The organism is Roseobacter weihaiensis (genome assembly GCF_020622345.1).
In the GTDB taxonomy this organism is placed as follows: domain Bacteria; phylum Pseudomonadota; class Alphaproteobacteria; order Rhodobacterales; family Rhodobacteraceae; genus Roseobacter; species Roseobacter weihaiensis.
Window position 1 is genome coordinate 49,468 of the sequence record NZ_JACNMO010000004.1, and the last position, 22,435, is coordinate 71,902.

The window sequence follows — 22,435 nt, forward strand, 5'->3', positions numbered from 1 at the left end:
AATGAAAAGACTTACAATCCTGACTGTCGCCGCCGGACTGCTGGCCACAACTGCGCTCGCGCAGGAAAAGCGGGTCACCATCGCCTCCTGGGGGGGCTCGTATCAGGAGGCACAGAGCAAAGCGCTGTTTCAGCCTGCGGCGGCGAACACCGGCATTGAAGTCAAAGAAGAAAGCTACGGCGGCATGTCTGACGTCCGCCTGCAAGTGTCCTCGGGGCAGGTCACCCTCGACATCGTGGCCAGCGGGTCGGGGAGTGCCGCGCGCGCCGCGGCCGAAGGGCTGCTGGAAGAGCTGGATTATTCTATTATCGATGTGTCGGATTTTTATCCCGGCCTTTACACCGACCATTGTGTGGGGGGCGATGTCTTCTCGACCGTCTATGCCTGGAACACCGAAACCTATGGCGCGGATGGCCCGCAGAGCTGGGCGGATTTCTGGGATGTGGAGAAATTCCCCGGCAGCCGGGCCTATCGCGGCACGGTCGCCGGCGCGCTGGAGCCTGCGCTGATGGCGGATGGGGTGGCGCCCGAAGATGTCTATGACGTTCTGGGCTCGGAGGAAGGCATCGAACGGGCGCTCAACAAGATCCGCGAGTTGCGCCCTCATATCGCGGTTTTCTGGACCTCGGGTGCGCAGCACGCACAGTTGATGAAAGACGGTGAGGTGGATATGACCACCGGCTGGAACGGCCGTTTTGACAATGCGGCCAAGGATGGGGCGCAGGTTGCCTACAGCTTCAATCAGGCCTTGCTGGATTATGACTGTTTTGCCATCCCGAAGGGCGCACCCAACAAGGATACCGCGATGGCGTTCCTGGCCGAGATTTCCAAACCTGAATATCAGGACGACCTGCCAACCTACATCACTTATGGTCCGACCAACAAAGCCGCCTATGAGACAGGTGTGATTGATGCTGAGGTGGCGGCGGGGCTACCGTCCTCGCCCGAAAACGCGGCGTTGCAGCTTCCGGTGTCGCTGGCCTGGTATGCCGAATGGGAGACCACGGCTGCGGAAATGTACCAGGAAATGCTGACAGAGTAAGATCTGAGGACTAGAGAGCGTGTGGCAGGCCGCCGGGCCTGCCACCGGCAAAGAAAAGGATCGGGTCTTGAGTACGGCGAACACGCAGGCGCTTCCCATTTCTGTCTCCCATGTGACCAAAACCTACGGCGCGGTCCATGCGCTGGATGATGTGTCGCTTGAAATCGAGAGCGGTGAGTTCCTGACCCTTCTGGGGCCGTCGGGATCGGGTAAGACGACCTTGCTGATGGTTCTGGCCGGGTTTACCCGCCCGGACCACGGCAGTCTGAAGTTTGGCGACCGCGAGGTCATCAGAACGCCACCGCATCTGCGTGATGTCGGCATGACTTTCCAGAGCTATGCGCTGTTTCCGCATATGAGTGTCGCGGGCAACGTGGGCTACCCGCTGCGGCTGCGCAACGTCCCCAAGGCCGAGATTGCCGAACGTGTTGCCGGTGCGCTGGAGACCGTGCAACTGGGCGGTTTCGGGGAGCGCCGGATCGATCAGCTTTCAGGCGGGCAACGCCAGCGGGTCGCGGTGGCGCGTGCGATTGTCTTTGAGCCGCGCATTCTGCTGATGGATGAACCGCTCTCGGCGCTCGACAAGAAACTGCGCGACCAGATGCAGATCGAATTGCGCAGCCTGCATGAGAAGCTGGGCATGACGACGGTCTATGTGACCCACGACCAGCGCGAGGCGCTGACCATGTCGGATCGCATCGCCGTGGTGAACCATGGCCGGATCATGCAGCTTGCCACCCCTCGCGATCTCTATGAGAAACCCGCCAACCGGTTTGTGGCTGATTTCATTGGTGATTCGACGTTTTTGCCGGTCACGCGGCGCGGGCAACAGATCGTCTTTGAGGATCAGCCCCTGAACCACGCAGCCCCAGCGCCGGAGGCTCCGAGCTTGCTGCTGATGGCCCGGCCCGAGCGTATTCACCTTTTGACGGGCACCCCGCAGGAGCGCATGAATACCTTTGAGGCCGTGGCCCAACAGGTCATCTATCAGGGCGACAGCTATCTGCTGAATGCCCAGCTGCACAACGGAGAGATCATGAGCCTGCGCGGCGCCGTCCGCCAGGGCACCGTGGATGGGTTGCCCTCCGAGGGGGATCGGATCCGGTTGGGGCTCGCCCCCGAAGACACCGTGATCATTGATGGGCGGGAGAGCTAGGATGCAGGCCGCAGACACCCCGCAGCGCAGCTATGAGACACCCGTGCCGTCCGGGATGAATGCCGCCGGTCTGCGCCGGGATGCACGGCTGGAACGGTTGAAGCTCTTTGGCCTCAGTTCGCCCGCACTGCTGTTGGTGCTGGTGATCCTCGTCATTCCGGTGGGGTGGCTTTTCTATGTCTCCTTCATCGGGGCCAACGGCCAGTTTTCGCTTGAAAACTATGAGCGGATGATCACCCGGAAATCCTATGCCCGCATTTTCGTGACCACTTTTCAGGTCAGCCTGCTGACCACGGGCCTGTGCATCCTGATCGGCTATCCGCTGGCCTATTTCCTGTCGCAACTGCCCAGCAGGCTTGCCAGCCTGTGCCTCATCACGGTGCTGCTGCCGTTCTGGACCTCGCTGCTGGTACGGACCTATGCTTGGCTGGTGCTGTTGCAAAAGCGCGGGCTGGTCAACGACTGGGGCATCTCGCTGGGCCTTTGGGAAGAGCCCATCAAGATGGTGCACAACATGACCGGCACGCTGATCGGCATGGTGCATATCATGCTGCCCTTCCTGATCCTGCCGCTCTACAGCACGATGAAATCGATCAACCGCGATTATATGAATGCCGCCGCCAATCTGGGCGCGAGCCCCCGGCGGGCGTTCTGGAACGTGTTCTTTCCGCTCTCGACCCCGGGGCTTTTTGCCGGATCGCTGATGGTTTTCATCCTGTGTCTGGGTTTTTTCGTGACGCCTGCGGTGCTGGGCGGCGGTCGGGTCATCATGGTGTCGATGCAGATCGTCTCCAACATCGAGCTCTTCGTGAACTGGGGGGCGGCCAGCGCCCTGGGGGTGGTTCTGCTGGTGCTGACCATGGCCATTCTCTGGATCGCCTCGCGGTTCTTGCGGCTCGACCAGATCGCCGGCGGGGGGCATTGAGCATGCGCTGGCTGACATCGCCCGCCACCGAGACGCAGGTGACCCATGGCCAGCGGCTTTGGCTTTATGTGCTGTCGGTTGTGATCATGATCCTGCTGGTGGTGCCGACGCTGATCGTGATCCCGATGTCCTTTTCAGACAGCCAGTATCTGGAGTTCCCGCCCGAGACCTGGTCTACCCGCTGGTATCAGAACTATTTCGGTTCGGCAGAGTGGATGCTGGCCACGCGCACCTCGCTCAAGGTGGCTTTTCTGACCATGCTGGTGGCCACCCCGATCGGCGTGCTGGCCGCCTATGGCTTGCACGCCTCACAGGTCGCCTTTGTCCGCATCGCCTTCGTGCTGCTGATCACCCCCATGATGGTGCCGATCGTGCTGATCGCGGTTGGCGCGTTTTACGCCTATGTCAAGTTGCAGATCCTTTACACGGTCACCGGGCTGGTGCTGGCCCATACGGTGCTGGCCCTGCCGCTGGTGGTGATCGTGACCGGGGCGGCGCTCAAGGGCTATGACATGAGCCAGGAGCAGGCCGCCCGTAGTCTGGGCGCGCCGCGCTGGAGGGCCTTTTTGACCGTGACGCTGCCGCAGATCAAATTCGCGGTGGTGACCAGTGCGCTTTTGTCTTTCCTGACCTCCTTCGACGAGGTGATCGTTGCCATGTTCATATCGGGCGGGGATAATCCCACTCTGACCCGCAACATGTTCAATGCGCTGCGCGACCAGATCGATCCGACCATCGCGTCGATCTCGACCATCATGGTGCTGGTGACAACCGGCGCGATGGTGCTGGCGCAGGTCTTCGGGCAGCAGAGGAAGTGACGCACCGACTGGCCCTGCGTACCCTGCTGGACGCCGCAGCAGAAAAGCTGCAGTCCTCCGGGAACGACATGGCAGAGGCCGTGGCGGATGCGCTTGTGCAGACCACGCTGCCTGCCGATGGGCCACCGCCTGCCACCGTCAGGCCGTGCGAGGCCTTGACCGCAGCGGTGGCGCACTCAAACGACCCGCTGTTCGGACGCGCGGTGGAGGCCCTGTTGTCGCTCCCCTGGCGTGCCCCCGGCTTTGGCAGATTACCTGCCAGGCTGGCCGACCGGATGGCCGTTGTCGAACTCCTGGGTCCCACGGGATATATCCGCCATAAGGCCGTTCGCGTTGGGTTTCTGTTTCAGGACGCGCAGCTTGGCTACCCTCCCCACAGCCACGCCGCCGAAGAGATCTATCTGCTGTTGCAAGGTCAGGCGGACTGGCAGATCGACGGGCGCCCCATCGGTCTGTGCAGGGCGGGAAAGCTCGTCCACCATCTGCCCTGGCAGCCCCACGCGATGCAGACGGCGAAAGAGCCGTTGCTGGCCCTCTGGGCTTGGCGCGGAGAGATCGGCGCAGATCACTACCGCCTGGAGGCCCCTGCGTCATGCGGGGCCGGTGGCCCCCCCGGCTCTGCTGAGCCCTGAAATGAGGATACCCATGATTGACCCGCAAAGCTTTGGCGATTTGTCCAGCCTTGATGTGGGCGGTTTCGCCCCCAAACCCACAACCCTGACACCGGGACAGCAGGAGGCGGCCCGAAAGCTCTGGAGTTCCGAGGATGGGCTGACCTCCATCGGGGTCTGGGAATGCACGCCAGGTCATTTTACCGCGGACCGGACCGGCGGCGGTGAATACTGCCACATCCTGTCGGGGCGCGCCACGGTGTGCAACAGCGACGGCTCGGCGTCCCGCGACATCGGGCCGGGGGATCTGCTGATCCTGCCGCAGGGCTGGACGGGAGAGTGGATCATCCACGCGCAGATGCGCAAGCTCTACATCATCAGCGCGGCCGCTTCCGGCTGAGCGGGATCAGCGAATGCGTTGTCACAGCGAAGAGAGACATAAGAGGTCGAAGCCGAGGCATGTCTGAATTTGATTTCATCGTCGTCGGTGCGGGATCGGCAGGCTGTGTGCTGGCCAACCGTTTGACCGAGAACGGTAAACACTCGGTTTTACTGCTCGAGGCCGGAGGCAGTGACCTCAATCTCTGGATCTGGATGCCGATCGGATACGGCAAGACCTTTTACAAACGCAGCGTCAACTGGATGTATCAGACCGAGCCGAACGCCGCGCTGGACAACCGGGTCTCCTACTGGCCGCGGGGCAAGTTGATGGGGGGGTCGAGCGCAATCAATGCGATGGTCTACATCCGCGGCCAGCCGGAAGATTTTGACGACTGGCACCGGATGGGCAATCCCGGCTGGGGCTGGGACGATGTGCTGCCCTATTTCCGCAAATCCGAGACCAACGACCGGGGCGCAGACGATTTTCGCGGCGGTGACGGGCCCTTGCATGTGGCGTCGATGGAACGTGATCTGCACGCGCTCTGCCAGAGCTTTATCGCGGCAGGCCGGCAGCTTCAGATCCGGCACAACACCGATTTCAACGGGGCCTTTCAAGAAGGGCTCGGCACCTATCAGAACACCGCCAAGGGAGGCATGCGCATGTCCGCCGCGCGCGCCTATATCGGGCCTGCAAAGCGCCGCCGCAATCTGACAATTGCCAAAGGCGCGCTGGCAACGAAAATTCTGTTTGAGGATAAACGGGCCACAGGCGTCTGTTACCGTCAGAACGGCAGGCTGAAACGCGTTACTGCCCGGCGCGAAGTGATCCTGTCCGCAGGCGCGATCAACTCGCCGCAGCTTTTGCAACTTTCGGGGGTTGGTCCGGGGGCCTTGCTGCGCGACCGGGGGATCGAGGTCGTGCACGCGCTGAATGGAGTGGGGCGGCATTTGCAGGACCATCTGGCGATTGACTTCCTCTATCGCGCAAAAGTGCCCACGCTCAACACGCAGCTGCAGGGCTGGCACCGAAAACTGTTCCAGGGGATGCGGTATGCGCTGACGCGGCGCGGCCCGCTGTCCGTGGGCGTCAATCAGGCGGGTGGGTTTGTGTACTCACGACCGGGGCTGGCGCGCCCCAACATGCAGGTGTTTTTCTCGCCTGTCAGCTACACCAAGGCGCCGCCGGGCAAGCGGCCGTTGATGAACCCCGATCCGTTTCCGGGTTTCCTGATGGGGGCGCAACCCACCCGCCCGACGAGCCGGGGTCATATTGAAATCCGCTCGGCCGATCCCCTCGCGCCGCCTGCGATCTATCCCAACTACCTCGCCACGGAGCTGGATATACAGGAGATGATCGAGGCCTCGAAACTGATGCGGCACCTGGCGTCGGCTCCCGCGCTTGCAGAGATCATCGAGACGGAATTGGCACCGGGACCCCAGGTTCAAACAGATAAGGATTTTCTGGCCGATTGCCGTGCCCGCGCAGGTACCGTCTTTCACCCGGTCAGCACGTGCCGCATGGGGCCAGACCCGGCAAGCGATGTGGTGAATGCGCATCTTCGGGTGCACGGGCTGGAGGGTTTGCGCGTTGTGGACGCGTCTGTTTTTCCGACGATTGTCTCCGGCAACACCAATGCCGCTGCCATCATGGTGGGGGAAAAGGCTTCCGATCTCATTCTGCGGGAGGTCGCGATGTAACCGGGCCGTCGTCCCCAAAGCCCGCCGGGCATCGGGTCCGTTCAGGGGATATGTTAATTCCTGTTGACTTGTATGGTAGTAGGCAAGTATCGTGCCTGGGGGAGGAACAAATGGCATTGGCGTTGGTCGATATCGATGCTTGGCAACTGGATCATGGCAAAGCCGTGAGCCCGCAGCTTCGCATCGTTCTGCGCAGCCGGATCATCCGGAACGACCTGAAACCCATGTGTCGCCTGTCAGAGCCCGAGCTTGCCAAGGAATACGGCGTCAGCCGCCAACCCGTCCGCGAGGCTTTCATCACGCTGGTGGACGAGGGCTTGCTCGAGATCCGCCCCCAACGTGGCACTTTCGTCAAACGTATCGATTTTGAGGCCGTGCTGAATGGTCGCTTCGTACGCGAAGCGGTCGAAGCCGATATCGTCGGAAAACTCGCGGAACGCGCTGATCCGGCGCTGATCCGCCACCTGCGAGAACAATTGACCGAACAGTCCCGCGTGGCAGACAGATCACCCGAACAGTTCATAGAACTGGACGAGACGTTCCATATCTCCCTTGCGTCGGCTGCGGGGTTGAAAGGGGTTTGGGACTATCTCGAACCGGTCAAGTCGCAGATGGACCGGGTACGTTTCATCACCTTCGAGGAGTTGCCGATCGCCAGGCTGATCCGGCAACATACCGAAATTGTCGATCAGATAGAGCGGCAGGACGTCGCGGCAGCAAAAGCGGCCACGCGCCAGCATCTGCGCGAGATATTGAATTCATTACCTGAAATTCAGGAGCTTTACCCTGATTATTTCGAAAATTCACGGGCGCTGACCGGCGAATAAAAAGCAAACGAGACGGAGGAGACAACATGACATTTATTTCAGGGATCAAGAAACTGGCCGTGGCAGGGTGCCTGGCCGCTATAGCCAGTACGGCAGCGTATAGTCAGGAGATGACGCTGAAACTCGGGCACTTGGCCAACGAGCAGAATTCCTGGCACCTGGCGGCGGTGAAATTCGGGGAAGAGCTGAGTGCGCTGACCGACGGTCGGATTGCTGTCGAAGTGTTCCCGAACGAGTCCCTCGGCAAGGAGATTGATCTTATCAACGGGATGCAGCTTGGCACGGTGGATATGACGATTACCGGCGAAAGCCTGCAGAACTGGGCCCCGATGGCGGCCTTGCTGGCGGTGCCTTACGCCTATCGCTCGCTGGAGCATATGGACGAGGTTGCGGGCGGTGAGATTGGCGAGGCCGTCAAGGCACAGATCATCGAAAAGGCCCAGGTCCGTCCCATTGCCTATTTTGCGCGCGGTCCCCGCAATCTGACGTCACAACGTCCCATCATGTCACCTGCTGATCTGGACGGGATGAAGATGCGGGTCCCGAACGTACCGCTGTTTGTCGATGTGTGGAAGTCGCTTGGGGCCGCACCCACCCCGATGGCCTTTTCCGAAGTGTTCACCTCGCTGCAGAGCGGTGTCATTGACGGGCAGGAAAACCCGCTGGCCCTGATCCGGTCCGCGAACTTCAACGAGGTTCAGGGCTATGTGAACCAGACCGAACATGTCCGGTCCTGGATTTATCTGACGATTGCGGAATCGACCTGGGCCAGGCTGTCCGAGGCGGATCAGGCTGCCGTGATCGAGGCGGGGGCCCGCGCGCAGGCGTATGAGCGTACCCTGCTGCTCGAAAGCCTCGCCGCGGACAAGGCGTATCTTGAAGACAAGGGCATGGAATTCGTCGATGTGGACGGTGCAGCGTTTCAGGCCGCCGCCCGAGATGCGGTTCTGGCAAATGTCTCGGATGAGATCAAACCCATTGTCGAAGACCTCTTTGCCAACTGAGGCATCGGGTTTTCGATACTCCCCGAAGCTGCCGGGCCTGGCCCGGCAGCTTCTCTATCTCTGACCGGGGCCTCATCAATGCGCAAAGCTGAAAAGATCATCTTTCACTTTTGTCGGGCGGGCATCGGCCTGTCATTTCTGGTTCTGATCGTGGCGGTGCTCACGCAGGTCATTGGCCGGACCTTGAGCGCGTCGCCGATCTGGACCGAAGAGCTGACCCGCTACGCGATGCTCTACATGGTGGCGTTCGGGGCCGGGTTGTCCCTGCGGTCAGGTGATCTGGTCAATGTCGATGTGGTCTGCGATGCCCTGGGCGGTCACTGGCCCTGGCGTCTGAGGCTGATCTCTGCGACCGCCACTGCGGGGCTTTGTGCCTATCTGGTTCCGGCCGCCTGGAAATACGTCTCCATTGGTGCGCTGCAAACCTCTCCTGCGATGGCGGTCCGGATGGATTACGTGCATTTCTCTGTGATGGCGCTTTTGATCCTGCTGTGCCTGTTTGCGTCTTTCAGGGTCCTTGGCATGATTTTTCTGGGCGATGACGGTCTGCCGGATGCGCGCGAGGATACGGTCTAGTGGGTCTGACCATTCTCATCGCGGTCTTTGTCCTCGGCCTCGTGATCGGCATTCCGGTGGCTGTGACGCTGGGCCTCAGCTCCCTGTGTTATCTGCTTGTTATGGGCCTGCCACCGGTTGTCATGCCGCAAAAGATGTATGCGGGCATGGATGTCTTTGTGTTGCTCAGCATCCCCGGTTTCATCCTTGCGGGCAATCTAATGAACCGCGGCGGGATTACGGAACGGATCATCCGCTTTGCAAATTCGCTCGTCGGCTGGATCAGGGGCGGGTTGGGTCTGACCAATGTCGGCGCCTCCATGCTCTTTGGTGGCATCACCGGCACCGCGGTGGCCGATGCCGCCTCCATTGGGGGGGTGATGATCCCGGGCATGAAGAAAGCGGGCTACCCGGCGGATTTCTCTGCTGCGGTGACGGCGGCATCCTCGACGGTCGGGCCGATCATACCGCCCAGCGTGCCGATGATTATCGTCGGCGCGCTGTCGGGCATCTCTGTCGGCAAGATGTTCCTCGCGGGGGCCATTCCGGGCATCCTGATGGGCTTTGCGATGATGATTACCACCTATCTGATCGCCCGCCGCAAGAGATTTCCGAAACAGGCATGGCAAGGCGTCGGTGAAATCGGCAGGTCTTTTGCCGGTGCCTTCTGGGCCATCGCAATGACCGGGATCATCCTCTACGGGCTGTTGAGCGGCATCGCCACCCCTACGGAAACCGCTGTTGTCGCAAGCCTTTACGCGATGGCGGTGGGGGTGCTGATCTACCGCGAGCTCCCGTTGCGGGCGATCCCCGGCATTGTCATTGATAGTGCCGTGTCCGCGTCAGGTATCCTCATTCTGGTGGGCTTTGCCAATGTGTTCGGCTGGATCCTCGTGTCAGAGCGTATCCCGCAGGCCATCGCGGCGGCGGTTCTGTCCTTTACCGACAACAAGTTCGTGGTGATCATCATCGTGAATATCCTGCTGCTCTTTGTGGGCATGTTCATGGAGACGATTGCCGCCTTGATCATCCTCTTTGTGCCGCTGCTGACCCTGGCGCAGGCGGTGGGGATCGATCCGCTGCATTTTGCGACCTTTGCGGTGCTGAACCTGATGATCGGGCTGACAACGCCGCCGCTTGGGGTCTGCCTCTTTGTCTGTGCCGGGATCGCCCGGCAGCCGCTTACGCCGGTCGTGCGCGCAATCATTCCCTTTATCATCACGAATATCTCAATCCTGCTGTTGGTGTCTTATGTTCCGGCACTCGCAACGTGGTTGCCATCGATTGTCTTGCAATAGGAGCGCCCGTGACCCTGAAGGCCTGTACCCTGTACGCCCGGAATGATCTGCGCGTTGACGAGATTGAAAAGCCCGACCGGCAAGGCTGTGAGGTGCTGGTGGCGGTCTCGCATGGGGGGATTTGCGGGTCCGATCTGCACTATTTTCAGCACGGCGGCTTTGGGCCGGTGCGGGTGCGAGAGCCCCTCATTCTGGGCCATGAGATATCGGGGACTGTTTTGGAGGTTCCCCCGGAGGCAGGGGAGCTGGCCATCGGTGACAAGGTCGCTGTCAGTCCGAGCCGGCCCTGTCATACCTGTCACCATTGCAGCAGGGAGGAATTTCAGCACTGTGAAAACATGCGGTTTCTTGGGTCAGCACGGACATTTCCCCATGTGCAGGGCGGGTTCCGCAGCCAGATATGCGTCCCTGCGGAGCAGTGCCACCGGGTTGGCGCTGGCACCTCTCTCGCGCATGCAGCTTGCGCCGAGCCCCTGGCGGTCTGCTTGCACGCGGCACTTCAGGCCGGGGATCTGGCGGGTAAAAAAGTGCTGGTGACCGGGGCCGGTCCGATTGGTGCGCTTTGTGTGGCCGTCGCGGCGCGCGGGGGGGCGGATGAGATTATCGTGACGGATCTTTTTGACTTTACGCTCTCAAAAGCGCTTCAGATGGGGGCAACGGGTGGCATCAATGTGCGCACCAGCCCACATGATCTTGAAAAATACTGTGCGGAAAGAGGGCTGTTTGATGTGGTCTTTGAATGCTCTGCCGCGGCACCGGCGATCCTGGGCGCGATAGCGGCTGTGCGCCCGCGCGGGACGATTGTTCAGGTTGGGGTCGCCGGAAGTCTGAACCTGCCGATCAATGCGATTGTCGGCAAGGAAATAACGTTCCAAGGAACGCATCGCTTTCATCCCGAGTTTGCGGAAGCGGTCGCACTGATCGATAGCAAGGCGATCGATGTGTCGCCAATTCTCACCCAGACCTTTTCGGTTGATGACGCGATATCTGCCTTTGAAGCAGCGACGCAAAGAGAGAGCGCTGTCAAAGTGCAACTCATATTCAATCCGTAGGGTGGGCTGCGCATCGCCGATCCTGCTGTCATCGGGCAGAGCATGACAAGCCGGCCCTTGGGTCTCGGGACAGACCTCAAGAGCGCCTGACCCTCTGGTGCTATTGCTCTGCCAGGCCGCAGGTGGTGGCGTTTGACGCCTATTTGAGTGGCGTTGCTCGCCGGAGGCACGGCACAGCTTGATGTACTGCCGGGGATTTGAACACCAGCATCAAGGGCGCATTTCTGGCGTAGAGGCTGCCATTATATTTGAATGACTTAACAAATTCCCATTCCCGCAGGAATTGTGTTGCGTGAATCATAAGCCTTCGTCACTCTCAGCGGGCACGACCTCTCCCGGGGGCCCTTCAATGCATTTGGGGCTGTCTGGGGGGAGGGGCAGTACAGGGCCGCAGAACAGTCAACGACAGGTCCTGTACGGGCGAAAGACCCTCCGTCAAGGCGGGCCGGAGTAAGTTAGAGTAACTGGGAGAAAACCATGAAGATTTTCAAGTATTTGGCATTTGCGGGTGCCATGATGGCAGGGCCCGCGTCAACGGCGCAGGAACAGTTCATCACCATCGGGACCGGCGGTCAGACAGGGGTGTACTTTGTTGTCGGCCAGTCGATTTGCCGTCTGGTGAATCGGGGAACGGCGGATCACAACCTCAAATGCACGGCACCCTCTACGGGCGGCTCCATCGCCAATATCAACGCGATTATGGCTGGTGACATGGATATGGGCGTCGCCCAATCTGACTGGCAGTACCATGCCTATAACGGCACATCCGAGTTTGAAGGCAATCAGTTTGAAAATGCCCGCGCGGTGTTTTCTGTGCATGGGGAACCCTTCACGGTGATCGCGCGCGCGGATGCGGGGATCACGTCTTTCGAGGATCTGAAAGGCAAGCGGGTCAACATCGGCAACCCTGGGTCGGGTCAGTTTGCGACCATGCAGGTTGTCATGGATGCGCTGGGGTGGACCATGGATGACTTTGCCCTCGCCTCAGAGCTGAAGCCTGCCGAACAGGCTGCGGCCCTTGGTGATAACAAGGTGGATGCCATCATCTATACCGTTGGTCACCCCAATGGGTCGATTCAGGAGGCCGTGTCCACCGTGGATGCAGTGCTGATCCCGGTGACCGGGCCTGAGATCGACAAACTGATTGCCGACAATCCCTACTACGCGGCCGCCAGTGTTCCAGGCGGCATGTATGAAGGAAGCCCTGACGACACTGCGACATTTGGTGTGAAGGCAACCTTTGTAACCTCGGCCGATGTCGATGATGAAGTCGTCTATCAGGTGGTCAAAGCGGTTTTTGATAACTTCGACCGTTTCAAGCGCCTGCACCCTGCTTTTGAAAACCTCACCGAGGAAGAGATGATCCAGGCTGGGCTTTCGGCCCCTCTGCACCCCGGTGCGGAGCGCTACTATAAAGAGCGCGGCTGGATGTAAGCCTTTTATTTATTGATAAGGAAAGATGCGGCGGGTCAATCCCGGCGCATCGTACATTTAAAAAGTAGGCGCGCCTGAAAACGGGCGGCAGGGGGATTAAAATGTCGGACACTTCAAACCAACAGCAGGCCGCTGCTGTGGAAGCCACCGCCGACGGTCGCGGTGGCCTCAGCCAGGAAGAACTGGACGCGCTGGTCGCGTCCTCCGACACGGGCGGGCGCGGGGCGACAGGCCCCGTTGGTGTGTTTCTGACCTGCGTGGCGCTTTGTTGGTCGCTGTTTCAGCTTTGGATCGCATCGCCGATCCCCTTTATGGTCGGCTGGGGCGTCTTCAACGATACTGAAAGCCGGTCGATCCACCTTGCCTTTGCAATGTTCCTTGCCTTTGCAGCCTTCCCTGCGGCACGCACAAAATTTCAACTGGGGCTAGGGATCATCGTGCCCGTCGTCCTCGCGTTTCTGTTCATGACAGGGGCCAAGGCGGATACCAGCACGTGGTGGATTCCGTTGGTGGCGCTCGCTGTCGTGGGGGCTGTGGTGCTCGGGTCACCCAAGGACAAGGTGCCGGTCTGGGAATGGGGCCTTGCCGTCGTCGGTGCCCTCGCGGCGCTCTATCTTTATGTCTACTACCGGGACATTTCCGGACGGGTTGGCGCGCCGATTGCGCAGGATTTCGTGGTCGCGGTAATTGGCCTCATGCTGCTTCTCGAAGCCACACGCCGCGCGCTTGGCCCGGCCCTGATGATCGTGGCGTCGGTGTTTCTGGTCTACACCGTGCTGGGCCCATACATGCCCAGCATCATCGCGCACAAGGGCAACAGCCTCTCCGAGATCGTGAACCATCAGTGGATCACCACCGAAGGTGTCTTTGGCATCGCCTTGGGGGTATCCACATCCTTCGTGTTTCTCTTCGTGCTCTTTGGTTCTCTGCTCGACCGGGCAGGGGCGGGCAACTACTTCATTCAGGTTGCCTTCAGCCTCATGGGGCATCTGAAAGGGGGCCCGGCCAAGGCTGCGGTCGTGTCCTCCGGCATGACGGGGCTGATCTCGGGCTCGTCCATCGCGAATGTGGTGACCACGGGGACCTTCACCATTCCGCTGATGAAGAAAGTGGGCTTCAGCTCGGAAAAAGCGGGGGCTGTCGAAGTGGCGTCTTCCGTCAACGGGCAGATCATGCCGCCGGTGATGGGGGCCGCGGCGTTCCTGATGGTGGAATACGTGGGCATTCCCTATTTCGACGTGGTCAAACACGCCTTCCTGCCGGCGGTGATTTCCTACATCGCGCTGGTCTATATCGTGCATCTGGAAGCGGTGAAGGCAGGCATGGAAGGCCTGCCACGCGCCTATACGCCCAAGCCGATTGTGCAGCGCCTGATCGGGATCGCCTTTACGGTGGCGGCGATCTGTGCGCTGTCCTTTGCTGTCTATTACGGCATGGGCTGGATACGGCCCGCCTTCCCGAATTCGGCAGGCTACATCATCTTTGGTTTCCTGACGTTGGTCTATGTCGGGCTGCTTTACGTTGCCTCGAAAGAGGAACCGCTGGAACTGGATGATCCCAACGCGCCGGTGACGACGCTGCCCCTGCCAGGGCCGACCGTCCGCTCCGGTTTGCATTTCATCTTGCCGGTGGTTGTCCTGGTCTGGGCGCTGATGGTGGACCGCCTGTCGCCGGGGCTCTCGGCCTTCTGGGCCACGACCTACATGGTGTTCATCCTTGTCACCCAACGCCCGCTGACTGCGCTGATGCGCAGGGACAGTGCCTTTGGGGCAGCGGTGGCGCAGGGTGGCAGAGATCTGATCGACGGATTGGAAACCGGCGCGCGCAACATGATCGGTATCGGCATTGCGACCGCCACGGCGGGCATCATTGTTGGTGCTGTCAGCCAGACCGGCGTCGGCTCCGCCCTCGCAGATGTGGTTGAAGTGCTCTCGGGCGGCAATATTCTGGCCATCCTGCTGCTGACGGCGGTTTTGTCGCTGATCCTTGGGATGGGGCTGCCGACCACAGCAAACTATATCGTTGTCTCGGCCCTGCTGGCCCCGGTGATTGTGACGCTTGGCCAGCAAAATGGGTTGATCGTTCCCCTGATCGCAGTCCACCTTTTTGTGTTCTACTTTGGCATCATGGCAGATGTCACACCGCCCGTGGGTCTGGCAAGCTTTGCCGCCGCTGCCGTTTCGGGGGGGGATCCGATCAGAACCGGCGTCGTCGCCTTTTTCTACAGCCTGCGAACAGCGGCGCTGCCGTTTCTCTTTATCTTCAATACCGAGCTCTTGCTGATCGATGTCACCGCGGCCCAGGGGGTATTTGTCTTCATTGTCGCAACCATAGCGATGCTGCTCTTTGCAGCGGCGACGCAGGGTTTTTTCCTCGCCAAAAACCGGTTTTACGAGAGCATCGCCCTGCTGCTGGTCGCGTTCACGCTGTTCCGGCCCGGATTCTGGATGGATATGGTCGCACCGCCCTATGCCGAGGTTGACCCGACAGAGATATCCCAGGCCGCGCTCGATACCGAGGTGGGAGAGTACCTGCGTCTGCGCGTTTCAGGGCTGAACGACCTTGGTGACCCGATCGAATTTGTCGCCCTGCTCGATATCGAAGAGGGGGCCACCGGGGAAGAACGGCTGGAGAACGCCGGCCTGGTGTTCCGAAGCGATGGTGACAGGCTGATCATTGATGACGTCAGTTTCGGCAGCGCTGCGGCGACCGCAGGGCTGGATTGGGATCAGGAGGTGTTGCGAGTGCTCCGCCCGGCGGATCAACCGACCAAGTACCTCATGTTCATCCCCGCGCTGATGGTGCTCGGCCTTATCGTGTTTCTTCAGCGCGGGCGCAATGAACGCAGCCAACGCACAGCCACTGCCGCATAGAAAGGATATCTCTTGTTTAACTCTGTCCTGCTGACCGTTGACCTCAATCACGAAGCCTCCTGGCAGAAAGCCCTGCCGCAGGCGGTCGAGTTGGTGCGTGCCTCAAAGGGCCGGTTGCATGTTCTGTCGGTCGTGCCCGATCTGGGAACGCCCCTGGTAGAGAGCTTTTTCCCAAGCGATTTTGAGGCAAAGGCAGTCGCAGCGGCAAGCCAGGCTCTGAACGATCTCGTGACCCGCGAAGTGCCTGAGGATGTGACCGTTCAGCAGCATCTGGCCTTTGGTGACATCCATCAAAAGATCCTCGAGATCATCGATCAGTCCAAATGTGATCTGGTGGTGATGGCCTCGCATAAACCGGACCGCGTGCGCGAGTTTCTCGTGGGCTCGAATGCGGATAGGGTCGTGCGCAGATCGGCCGTGTCGGTGTTGGTGGTCAGGGCGTGATGGCTCTGCTGGCTGCAGTCTAAAGGAAAAGTTCTGACCGGTGTATCCCTTGGCCGCGTGGTTGAGTGATCGCAGAAGGATCCGGCGGGTTGGCCGGGCTTTCTTGCAAAAAGATTTTGACGAGCGGTCATCTGAATGGATCAGCACAAAGCTGAAAGATTCAGGTCGGGTCAAGGTGCCATTGTGCTTTTTGTCGCGTCCTTTCGACTGATGGGCACAATGCGGCGGGGGGCTGAAAAACTTGATGCGGCCCGGCCGATCTGAATATCGAAAGCTTGATAGCGCCATGTTATCCATGGTGAAAATCGACAAACTGAAGACGGGCTGCCAGGCTCGGTAATCGCTGCTGCCAGTCAAAGACCAACAACAGGGAAAAGCAACGCCAGAACCACGCTTTGCCGGTTTTGAGGGGCGTCTTCAAACCACGCTACGGTCCCTTTTCCGCCGAATGACCTGCCTTTTGGGGGTCTTTCCGACGGTCGGGCAAGGTGGGCGCTGCCCGCGACGATCTTCCTGATCTTGCCGCTCTTGAAGCCGCTGAGTTGATCGCCGCTGATGGCGCGTTCATTGATGAAACGGTCTGGTCCAGGGTCACCGCGCGGGCTGGCGTTGCTGGAACTCAGCCAGGGCGGAGCCGGTCCGCCCGGGTAGAGGCGGGCGTCGTCGCTTCAGCCCGACCAAAACGGTTCACGATCAGCAGGTCCGGTGAGGATGGGCGGCGTCCTGCGCGCTGCGAGGCCGTGAGGGGCTGTAGCTCCATCGCGGTGCGCCTGTTTGTCAGGCTGTCATGCCCTGCGGTGACCTCTCGCCAGATGTCGGCGTGCAGGCGGCCAGCGCTTCCAAAAGCACATGGGCCTTGCGCGGGGCGAGGTCCTTTTGCGCCAGGGCCTGGATGCTCCGGGTCAGAATATGATCCGATCTGCTGCAGGCCTCTGCCAGGCTGTCGATGTGATCCGCATCGCTCAACGCGTCAAAGATGGGGGTGCTGTGCACCGCATCGGGATCATCGAGCAACCGGTCCAGTGCTGCACCGCGCACCATCTTCGCGGGATCGGCCAGGGCCGAGACAGCTTCGACGTTTGTTGCCGCATGCCGCACGGCCACGGCGCGCAAGAGCGCATCACTGTCCTCAAGGCACGCCCGCAGGCCCCGCGCCGCCTCGGCATCCAAGGCCAGGATATCGGCGGCAACGGACCGGATTGCCGGGGTTTCATCTTTCAGCCCTGCGGTTGCCTGCGCCAAGGTCTCTGCTCCCCTCAGCCCTGTCCGGGCCCGGTTGAGCAGCGCGCGCCATGCCACAAGGCGCAAAGTTTCCTCTGCGTCGTTAAGCGCCCCCAGAACAGCGTCTGCGATACGTGGGTGATCCAGATCGCCTGCAATCCCAAGAGCAAGGACCCGCAGATCATCCGCAACCGCCTCCGGTCCCTCAACGGGTCTGCGGTGGCGGCGTTTGGCGGGGGTTTCTTCGGGGGTATCCGTCGCCTGGATCGGTTCAGGTGGCGTTTCGCGCCCCGCCTGCTGGATGACCTCCAGCGTGGAGCGAATGGCTTGCGGGGCCTCGGCAGCATCGGTTTCAATGATGTCGCCCTCGCGTGAAATGCGCAGATGCCCGCGCGGGGGCGCATCCGCTTTGGGCATGGTAACGTCTGGACCGCCAGCCTCCTGATGCGCCACAACGGCGTGCTCTGCGGATAAAAGCGTACCCGCCATGGCCACGGCCAGCGCCTCTCCGGCCACGGCATCGCCTTGCCGGCAGAGCGTGGTCAGGCAGGTCAGCGCCACCGCGCGCACCTGTTGGCTTTCATTGCCAAGAAGCCCCGTCAGCCTTTCGGTGGCAGGCTCATCCTCAAGCCGGGCGATGGCTTTGACGGCCTCAAGCCGCGCGGCCAAGGGGCGGGCGGTGTCCTGCGCAAGCGCCAGTAAGGCCGGGGCCGATGTCTTCGGGGCGAGGTCGGGCAAAAGCCGTGCCGCCGCCGAGGCGAGTTTTTCATCGCCAACGCGGCACCATGCAAAGGCGTTTTCCGTGACGGTCGCGTGCAGCTTCGCCTCAAGCGGCAGCGCCAGATGATCGAGGGCCACGGCCTGAACCGCAGGGCTGTTGTCTGACAACGCCGAGATCGCCAGATCAGGGAGATGCGGAGCGATGCGCGCCAATGTCTCCGCGCGAATACCGGCCTCCGGGTCGCGTAGGGAAAGGGCCTCAAGACGCTTGTCATCGGGGGCCAGCCACGTGATCGCAAGCCGCCGGACATCTGCCGCGCCGTCCTCCAGCACATAGTCGGCGTAGTCCTCCAACAGCGAGGGGGTCATTTCGGCCAAGCTCTCCAACGCACGCTTGCGCGACAGACCCTGTTCGGACTGGGCGATGGACAAAAGCCATGTCGCCCCCTCGCTGCCCATGGCGGCCAGAGCGGCAAAGACCGGACCATCAAGCACCTGCCCCTCTTCGTCGTCGCGGGCGGCGAGGATGTCTTCGATGGCGTCCGTGGCCTTGAGGTGCCCCAGCGCCTCGATTGCCATCACCTGCACATCGAGCCAGTCATCCCAGGCGTCCGTTTCGTCTTCCCAGGCGATGTCGCCTGATGCGCGGGACAGAGCGAGTTGGCGCAACACCGGGATGGAGCCCACGTCGCCCAGGGCTGCAAGTGTCAGGATCGCGGCGTGTTTGACCTCTCGCACGGGGTCGCCCATCAGGGATTTGCGCAAGACCGGCGCGTCTTCGGGCTGCGCGCACAGACGCAGACTATCCATCGCATCGGTGCGCACATCCGGGTCTTCGTCCAGCAGGCAGGCCAGCAGGGCTGCGCGCACCCGCGGATCGTCTGCTGCGACGGCTGCCGCCGCACGCACGGCCCCGGTGCGGATCACATCGTTCGGGCTTGCGATCTGATCCAGCAGCAAAGGTACGGGGTCGGGGCAATCAGTCCGCGAGGGAGGTTGGCTTTGGTCCAGCATGGGTCTTCCTTGAAACAGCGTGAGGCCCTGTCTGCCTGGCCCGCGAAAGGGCCGGGCAGACAGGGCCAAGATCAGGCGATGTCGCGCCGCGCAAAGGACATGGAGCGGAATTGGTGCTTGTAGGGGCTTTCGCCCATCTTGCGCACCTTGCCCACACCCATCTTGTAGTTGTAGTTGCCGCTGATCCAGTCCACCACACGACCCGACAAGGCGTTTGCGGGCTGCGACGTGTGCAGGAAATCCATATAGCCGAGGTTTTCCTTGACCGCAGGGGTGACGATGGCGACCGCCGTGATCGAGGCCTTGGTCAGCTCGATATGCCCGTTGCGGAGCAGCGAGGCGAAATCGAAATCAGAGCTTTCCACCCCGACGATGGTGTTGGTCTGCACCGGGATGCGGTCCGAATAGACCTGCACGTAGTCCCCGTTTTCGATGCCACGGGCTTCGGCCACGGTGGGATGCAGTTCGATCCAGTTTTCGGGCCAGCGCTGCACGATGTAGGGCCGGCGCCGGTCGTCATAGCCTGACTGCCAGCGTTCGTTGATCCGGCCGGAGCTGATCCAAATCTCGTCCTCGCGCGGCTTCATCCATTCCCAATAGCTCGAAAACAGATCCCACGGTGCTTTCTGGATATTGCATTTGCCGGTCTGGCTGTTGAAGTGGGTGAGTTTCTTGTTGAAGACATTCGCCCCCTGCGGGCCGGTATCCGGCAGCACGCGGTTGACGTCATGCAGCCGTTTGGTGCCCTCCAGCGAGCCGTCTGCCAGCATCATGACAGGGCCCTGAATGCCATTGGTGCCGAACTCTGCAAACTTCTCGTGCAGGGTCTTGCCCTCGCGTTTTGCCGCGACATGCACCATGTTGAAATCCTTGCGGCTGCCGCGGGAATGGCGCGCGCCCTCTTCCAGCACATCGTTGGAGGTCTGCCAGTCGAAGCCCTCGAACCCCATCTTCTTGGCCAGATTGGCGATGATCCACCAGTCGGGCCTGGCCTCGCCGGGGGCGTCGTAGAATTTGGGGTAAAGCCGCAGGCGACGTTCGCCGTTGGCGCGGGTGAAGGTCTCCTCCCCCCAGCCAGAAGCGGGAAAGACGATGTCCGCGTAGCGCGCCCCGATAGGGTCCACCAGATAGATATCCTGATCCCAGACCACCATACCGCCGCTGTCGGTGCGCTTTTTCAGCGTGTCGATGATATCCTGTTTCTCGAAACTCTGGACCTGATGCGGGTTGCGCGTGGTCAGCTCGTCGAACTTGGCCTGCAAGGACTGCGAGCCGCACATCGCCTGCACCCAGGTGGTGCCGATGACATGGGCAAGCCGCGTGTGACCGCTCATCAGATAGCGGTCGGTGTCCATCGCGCGGCGCCGCCGTCCGGGCAGCTTTTCGGGTGATTTGTTGCGGGGATAGCCGCCGCCGCGCAGACCTCCGCGCTGATGACCCCCGGCGCGTCCGATGACCTGACCGGGCCGCCCGCCCGCCCCCACAGTAATCCCCAAGGCAGAGATCGCCTGCGTGTTGCCGGTGTTGTTCGACCAGTAAAACCCTTTCTCGATCATGATCGAGGTCTTGGGGCGGGTGCCGTCTTCGCGGGGTTTGGCCATCCATTCGGCGGCGGTGTAGATTTTCTGCACGTCGATCTGGGCGATTTCAGCAGCCTTTTCAGGCTCGGCATAGTCCTGCGCCAGCAACCATTCCTTCCAGTCCTCGAACCCGTCGGTCTGAAATTTACCCCAGGTCGTGCGCCACTGCCACGGTGTGTTGCGGGTGCCCTGGCCAAAGCCCGAGGAGCTTTCCCATTTGTTGTTGACCCAGTTCTCGATCCAGGCGTCGTCCTGCCAGCCGTTCTCCACGATGACCCGCGCGATGGCCAGAACCACGGGCAGGTCGGTGCCGGGCTGGATGTCGAGCACAAGGCCGCCATTCTTTTCGGCAAAGGCGGTGCCGCCGGTGCGGCGCGGCAGCATGAAGATCGTCTTCTGGCCACCCTGAATGGCGGGCATGATGTAGTCGGTAAAAAGGATCGTCTTGGACTCGTAAGGGTCAGTGCCGCACATCATCAGCGTGTCGGCCTCGGCCCAGTCGTCGTAGCTGGGGCCGAAGTTGTCGAAGCCTGCATCCCGAAAGCCGGGGGTGGAAGACACATCCGACGGCGTGTCGTGGAAGGTGAAATTCGCGGTGCGCAGGTGGCGCAGGGCGTATTTGGTGATGGCGTAGGTATTCTCCATGTAACCATAAGAGAAAGTCTTGACGCCATAGGCATTTGTGCCGTGTTTCTCAAGCACGTGATTGCCCACCTCTGCGGCAATCTCCAGCGCGAAATCCCAGGTGACCGGCATCAGCACGCCGAACATGCGCACCATGGGGGATTTCAACCTGTCGCGGGTCGGTGTCTGCGGATTGTAGAGTTTCTTGGCCAGCGCCCCGCCCCGGATGGAGGAGTTGCCCGAGTAGTTGACGAAGTCCGTTTCCTTGTCGGGGATGATGACGATGTGGTGCGGCGCGCCATTGTGCAGCACGATATTGTGCTGGTTGGGCGCGACCCAGGCTCCTAGGGGGGCCACGGGAAAATCCTCGCCAAAGGCGTTCTGATCGGCGGCGGGTCCGCCCACCTTGCCGCCCGCAACGGGCCAGCGGTAGACCTTGTAGCCGCAGGCCACGACGCAGTAATCGCAAGCGGTCGAGATCACATCAGCGTCGGGCGGTGGCAGCGGAACGGATTGTTCGGGCACGTAATATGGTGTGGACATTTTGTTTCTCCTCAGCCCTGCAGATTGTCGAAACGACCGTAGATCAGGCCAAACATGCCGACGGCGTAGATGTCATCGCCCTCCAGTTCCAGCAGGACCTGCGGCAGCGATTGATAGGCCTGGCCCGAGATGAAGATGCCGTGCCGTGTCAGATCAAAGGTGGTCAGGTGCAGCGGGCAGGGGCCAAGCGCCTTGTCCGCCGCCTGATAGGTGCCCTGCAAAGGGCCACCCTGATGCGTGCAGGTGTAGTTGAAGGCCACCACATCCTTATCCGGGCCCAGACCCCCTCCGGCCTCCTGACCAAGCTTGACCAGAATGCTTTCGGCGTATTCGCCCTCGTCGGGGTATTCGAAATCAAAAGGGTCATCGACCATCAGCGTGCTGAGTTTTGTGATGAATTTGCGCTCATATGTCGAGACGACAGCGGGTGTCTGCGCCTCTGGCATGCCGGGCACACCCACCATGACCACGGTGGTCGCAATGCCGCTGGTCAGCAGGAACTGACGCCGGTTCATCAGGCATTTGCGCGTGCCGGCTTTCGCGGCTTCGCCATTCTCACCGTTGATCGCGGCGAGGATTTTGGGATCAAGATCGTTCATATGTCCTGTCTCCTGC

The 22,435-nt window shown here is 61.0% G+C and carries 18 protein-coding genes; 15 read left to right on the plus strand and 3 right to left on the minus strand.

Annotated features, from left to right (window positions below):
* Window position 1 precedes the first annotated feature (1 nt).
* The 15 genes from H7847_RS05975 to H7847_RS06045 all read left to right on the plus strand — a co-directional run bounded on the left by H7847_RS05975 (window position 2) and on the right by H7847_RS06045 (window position 16,118).
* On the plus strand, window positions 2–1,042 hold the full coding sequence (locus H7847_RS05975; RefSeq protein ID WP_227268479.1) for a polyamine ABC transporter substrate-binding protein: 1,041 nt from the start codon (window positions 2–4) through the stop codon (window positions 1,040–1,042).
* A 67-nt stretch (window positions 1,043–1,109) separates the two neighbouring features.
* Window positions 1,110–2,198, plus strand: coding sequence for an ABC transporter ATP-binding protein (locus H7847_RS05980; protein ID WP_227268480.1), 1,089 nt, complete (start codon window positions 1,110–1,112; stop codon window positions 2,196–2,198).
* 55 nt (window positions 2,199–2,253) lie between these two features.
* The gene (locus tag H7847_RS05985; RefSeq protein ID WP_227268710.1) at window positions 2,254–3,123 is read left to right on the plus strand and encodes an ABC transporter permease; all 870 of its coding nucleotides are present in this window, start codon (window positions 2,254–2,256) and stop codon (window positions 3,121–3,123) included.
* A 2-nt stretch (window positions 3,124–3,125) separates the two neighbouring features.
* A complete protein-coding gene (locus tag H7847_RS05990) occupies window positions 3,126–3,941 on the plus strand; it encodes an ABC transporter permease (RefSeq protein ID WP_227268481.1) in 816 nt (271 codons plus the stop codon).
* Window positions 3,938–4,573, plus strand: coding sequence for a dimethylsulfonioproprionate lyase family protein (locus H7847_RS05995; protein ID WP_227268482.1), 636 nt, complete (start codon window positions 3,938–3,940; stop codon window positions 4,571–4,573). The genes H7847_RS05990 and H7847_RS05995 overlap by 4 nt, the downstream gene beginning before the upstream one ends.
* A 13-nt stretch (window positions 4,574–4,586) precedes the next feature.
* On the plus strand, window positions 4,587–4,952 hold the full coding sequence (locus tag H7847_RS06000) for a cupin domain-containing protein (protein ID WP_227268483.1): 366 nt from the start codon (window positions 4,587–4,589) through the stop codon (window positions 4,950–4,952).
* 59 nt (window positions 4,953–5,011) lie between these two features.
* Complete coding sequence (locus tag H7847_RS06005; protein ID WP_227268484.1) at window positions 5,012–6,631, plus strand: GMC family oxidoreductase; 1,620 nt, start codon at window positions 5,012–5,014, stop codon at window positions 6,629–6,631.
* 110 nt (window positions 6,632–6,741) lie between these two features.
* Window positions 6,742–7,458: a GntR family transcriptional regulator gene (locus tag H7847_RS06010; protein WP_227268485.1), complete on the plus strand. Its 717-nt coding sequence runs from the start codon at window positions 6,742–6,744 to the stop codon at window positions 7,456–7,458.
* A 26-nt stretch (window positions 7,459–7,484) separates the two neighbouring features.
* Complete coding sequence (locus tag H7847_RS06015; RefSeq protein ID WP_227268486.1) at window positions 7,485–8,462, plus strand: TRAP transporter substrate-binding protein; 978 nt, start codon at window positions 7,485–7,487, stop codon at window positions 8,460–8,462.
* Window positions 8,463–8,540: 78 nt separating this feature from the next.
* On the plus strand, window positions 8,541–9,038 hold the full coding sequence (locus H7847_RS06020) for a TRAP transporter small permease (protein ID WP_227268487.1): 498 nt from the start codon (window positions 8,541–8,543) through the stop codon (window positions 9,036–9,038).
* The gene (locus tag H7847_RS06025; RefSeq protein WP_227268488.1) at window positions 9,038–10,315 is read left to right on the plus strand and encodes a TRAP transporter large permease; all 1,278 of its coding nucleotides are present in this window, start codon (window positions 9,038–9,040) and stop codon (window positions 10,313–10,315) included. Before H7847_RS06020 ends, H7847_RS06025 begins: the two co-directional genes overlap by 1 nt.
* Window positions 10,316–10,323: 8 nt before the next feature.
* Window positions 10,324–11,367 (plus strand): L-idonate 5-dehydrogenase, encoded by a 1,044-nt coding sequence (locus H7847_RS06030; RefSeq protein WP_227268489.1) that lies wholly within the window; start codon window positions 10,324–10,326, stop codon window positions 11,365–11,367.
* A gap of 477 nt (window positions 11,368–11,844) precedes the next feature.
* Complete coding sequence (locus H7847_RS06035; protein ID WP_227268490.1) at window positions 11,845–12,801, plus strand: TAXI family TRAP transporter solute-binding subunit; 957 nt, start codon at window positions 11,845–11,847, stop codon at window positions 12,799–12,801.
* A 101-nt stretch (window positions 12,802–12,902) separates the two neighbouring features.
* Window positions 12,903–15,674: a TRAP transporter permease gene (locus tag H7847_RS06040; RefSeq protein WP_227268491.1), complete on the plus strand. Its 2,772-nt coding sequence runs from the start codon at window positions 12,903–12,905 to the stop codon at window positions 15,672–15,674.
* 12 nt (window positions 15,675–15,686) lie between these two features.
* Window positions 15,687–16,118, plus strand: coding sequence for a universal stress protein (locus H7847_RS06045; RefSeq protein WP_227268492.1), 432 nt, complete (start codon window positions 15,687–15,689; stop codon window positions 16,116–16,118).
* Window positions 16,119–16,895: 777 nt separating this feature from the next.
* On the opposite strand, the gene H7847_RS06050 is transcribed toward H7847_RS06045, so the two are convergent.
* The 3 genes from H7847_RS06050 to H7847_RS06060 all read right to left on the minus strand — a co-directional run bounded on the left by H7847_RS06050 (window position 16,896) and on the right by H7847_RS06060 (window position 22,419).
* Window positions 16,896–19,073, minus strand: coding sequence for a HEAT repeat domain-containing protein (locus tag H7847_RS06050; RefSeq protein WP_227268493.1), 2,178 nt, complete (start codon window positions 19,071–19,073; stop codon window positions 16,896–16,898).
* Between the two features lie 71 nt (window positions 19,074–19,144).
* Window positions 19,145–21,820, minus strand: coding sequence for an arsenate reductase (azurin) large subunit (locus H7847_RS06055; protein WP_227268494.1), 2,676 nt, complete (start codon window positions 21,818–21,820; stop codon window positions 19,145–19,147).
* 11 nt (window positions 21,821–21,831) lie between these two features.
* Window positions 21,832–22,419 (minus strand): arsenate reductase (azurin) small subunit, encoded by a 588-nt coding sequence (locus H7847_RS06060; protein WP_227268495.1) that lies wholly within the window; start codon window positions 22,417–22,419, stop codon window positions 21,832–21,834.
* Between the last annotated feature and the right edge of the window lie 16 nt (window positions 22,420–22,435).

Excerpts from the sequence above, each read along its gene's own strand:
- H7847_RS05975 (WP_227268479.1), top strand. The coding sequence starts at position 2 with ATGAAAAGACTTACAATCCTGACTGTCGCCGCCGGACTGCTGGCCACA.
- H7847_RS05985 (WP_227268710.1), top strand. The coding sequence starts at position 2,254 with ATGAATGCCGCCGGTCTGCGCCGGGATGCACGGCTGGAACGGTTGAAG.
- H7847_RS05990 (WP_227268481.1), top strand. The coding sequence starts at position 3,126 with ATGCGCTGGCTGACATCGCCCGCCACCGAGACGCAGGTGACCCATGGC.
- H7847_RS06000 (WP_227268483.1), top strand. The coding sequence starts at position 4,587 with ATGATTGACCCGCAAAGCTTTGGCGATTTGTCCAGCCTTGATGTGGGC.
- H7847_RS06005 (WP_227268484.1), top strand. The coding sequence starts at position 5,012 with ATGTCTGAATTTGATTTCATCGTCGTCGGTGCGGGATCGGCAGGCTGT.
- H7847_RS06010 (WP_227268485.1), top strand. The coding sequence starts at position 6,742 with ATGGCATTGGCGTTGGTCGATATCGATGCTTGGCAACTGGATCATGGC.
- H7847_RS06015 (WP_227268486.1), top strand. The coding sequence starts at position 7,485 with ATGACATTTATTTCAGGGATCAAGAAACTGGCCGTGGCAGGGTGCCTG.
- H7847_RS06020 (WP_227268487.1), top strand. The coding sequence starts at position 8,541 with ATGCGCAAAGCTGAAAAGATCATCTTTCACTTTTGTCGGGCGGGCATC.
- H7847_RS06035 (WP_227268490.1), top strand. The coding sequence starts at position 11,845 with ATGAAGATTTTCAAGTATTTGGCATTTGCGGGTGCCATGATGGCAGGG.
- H7847_RS06040 (WP_227268491.1), top strand. The coding sequence starts at position 12,903 with ATGTCGGACACTTCAAACCAACAGCAGGCCGCTGCTGTGGAAGCCACC.
- H7847_RS06050 (WP_227268493.1), bottom strand. The coding sequence starts at position 19,073 with ATGCTGGACCAAAGCCAACCTCCCTCGCGGACTGATTGCCCCGACCCC.
- H7847_RS06055 (WP_227268494.1), bottom strand. The coding sequence starts at position 21,820 with ATGTCCACACCATATTACGTGCCCGAACAATCCGTTCCGCTGCCACCG.
- H7847_RS06060 (WP_227268495.1), bottom strand. The coding sequence starts at position 22,419 with ATGAACGATCTTGATCCCAAAATCCTCGCCGCGATCAACGGTGAGAAT.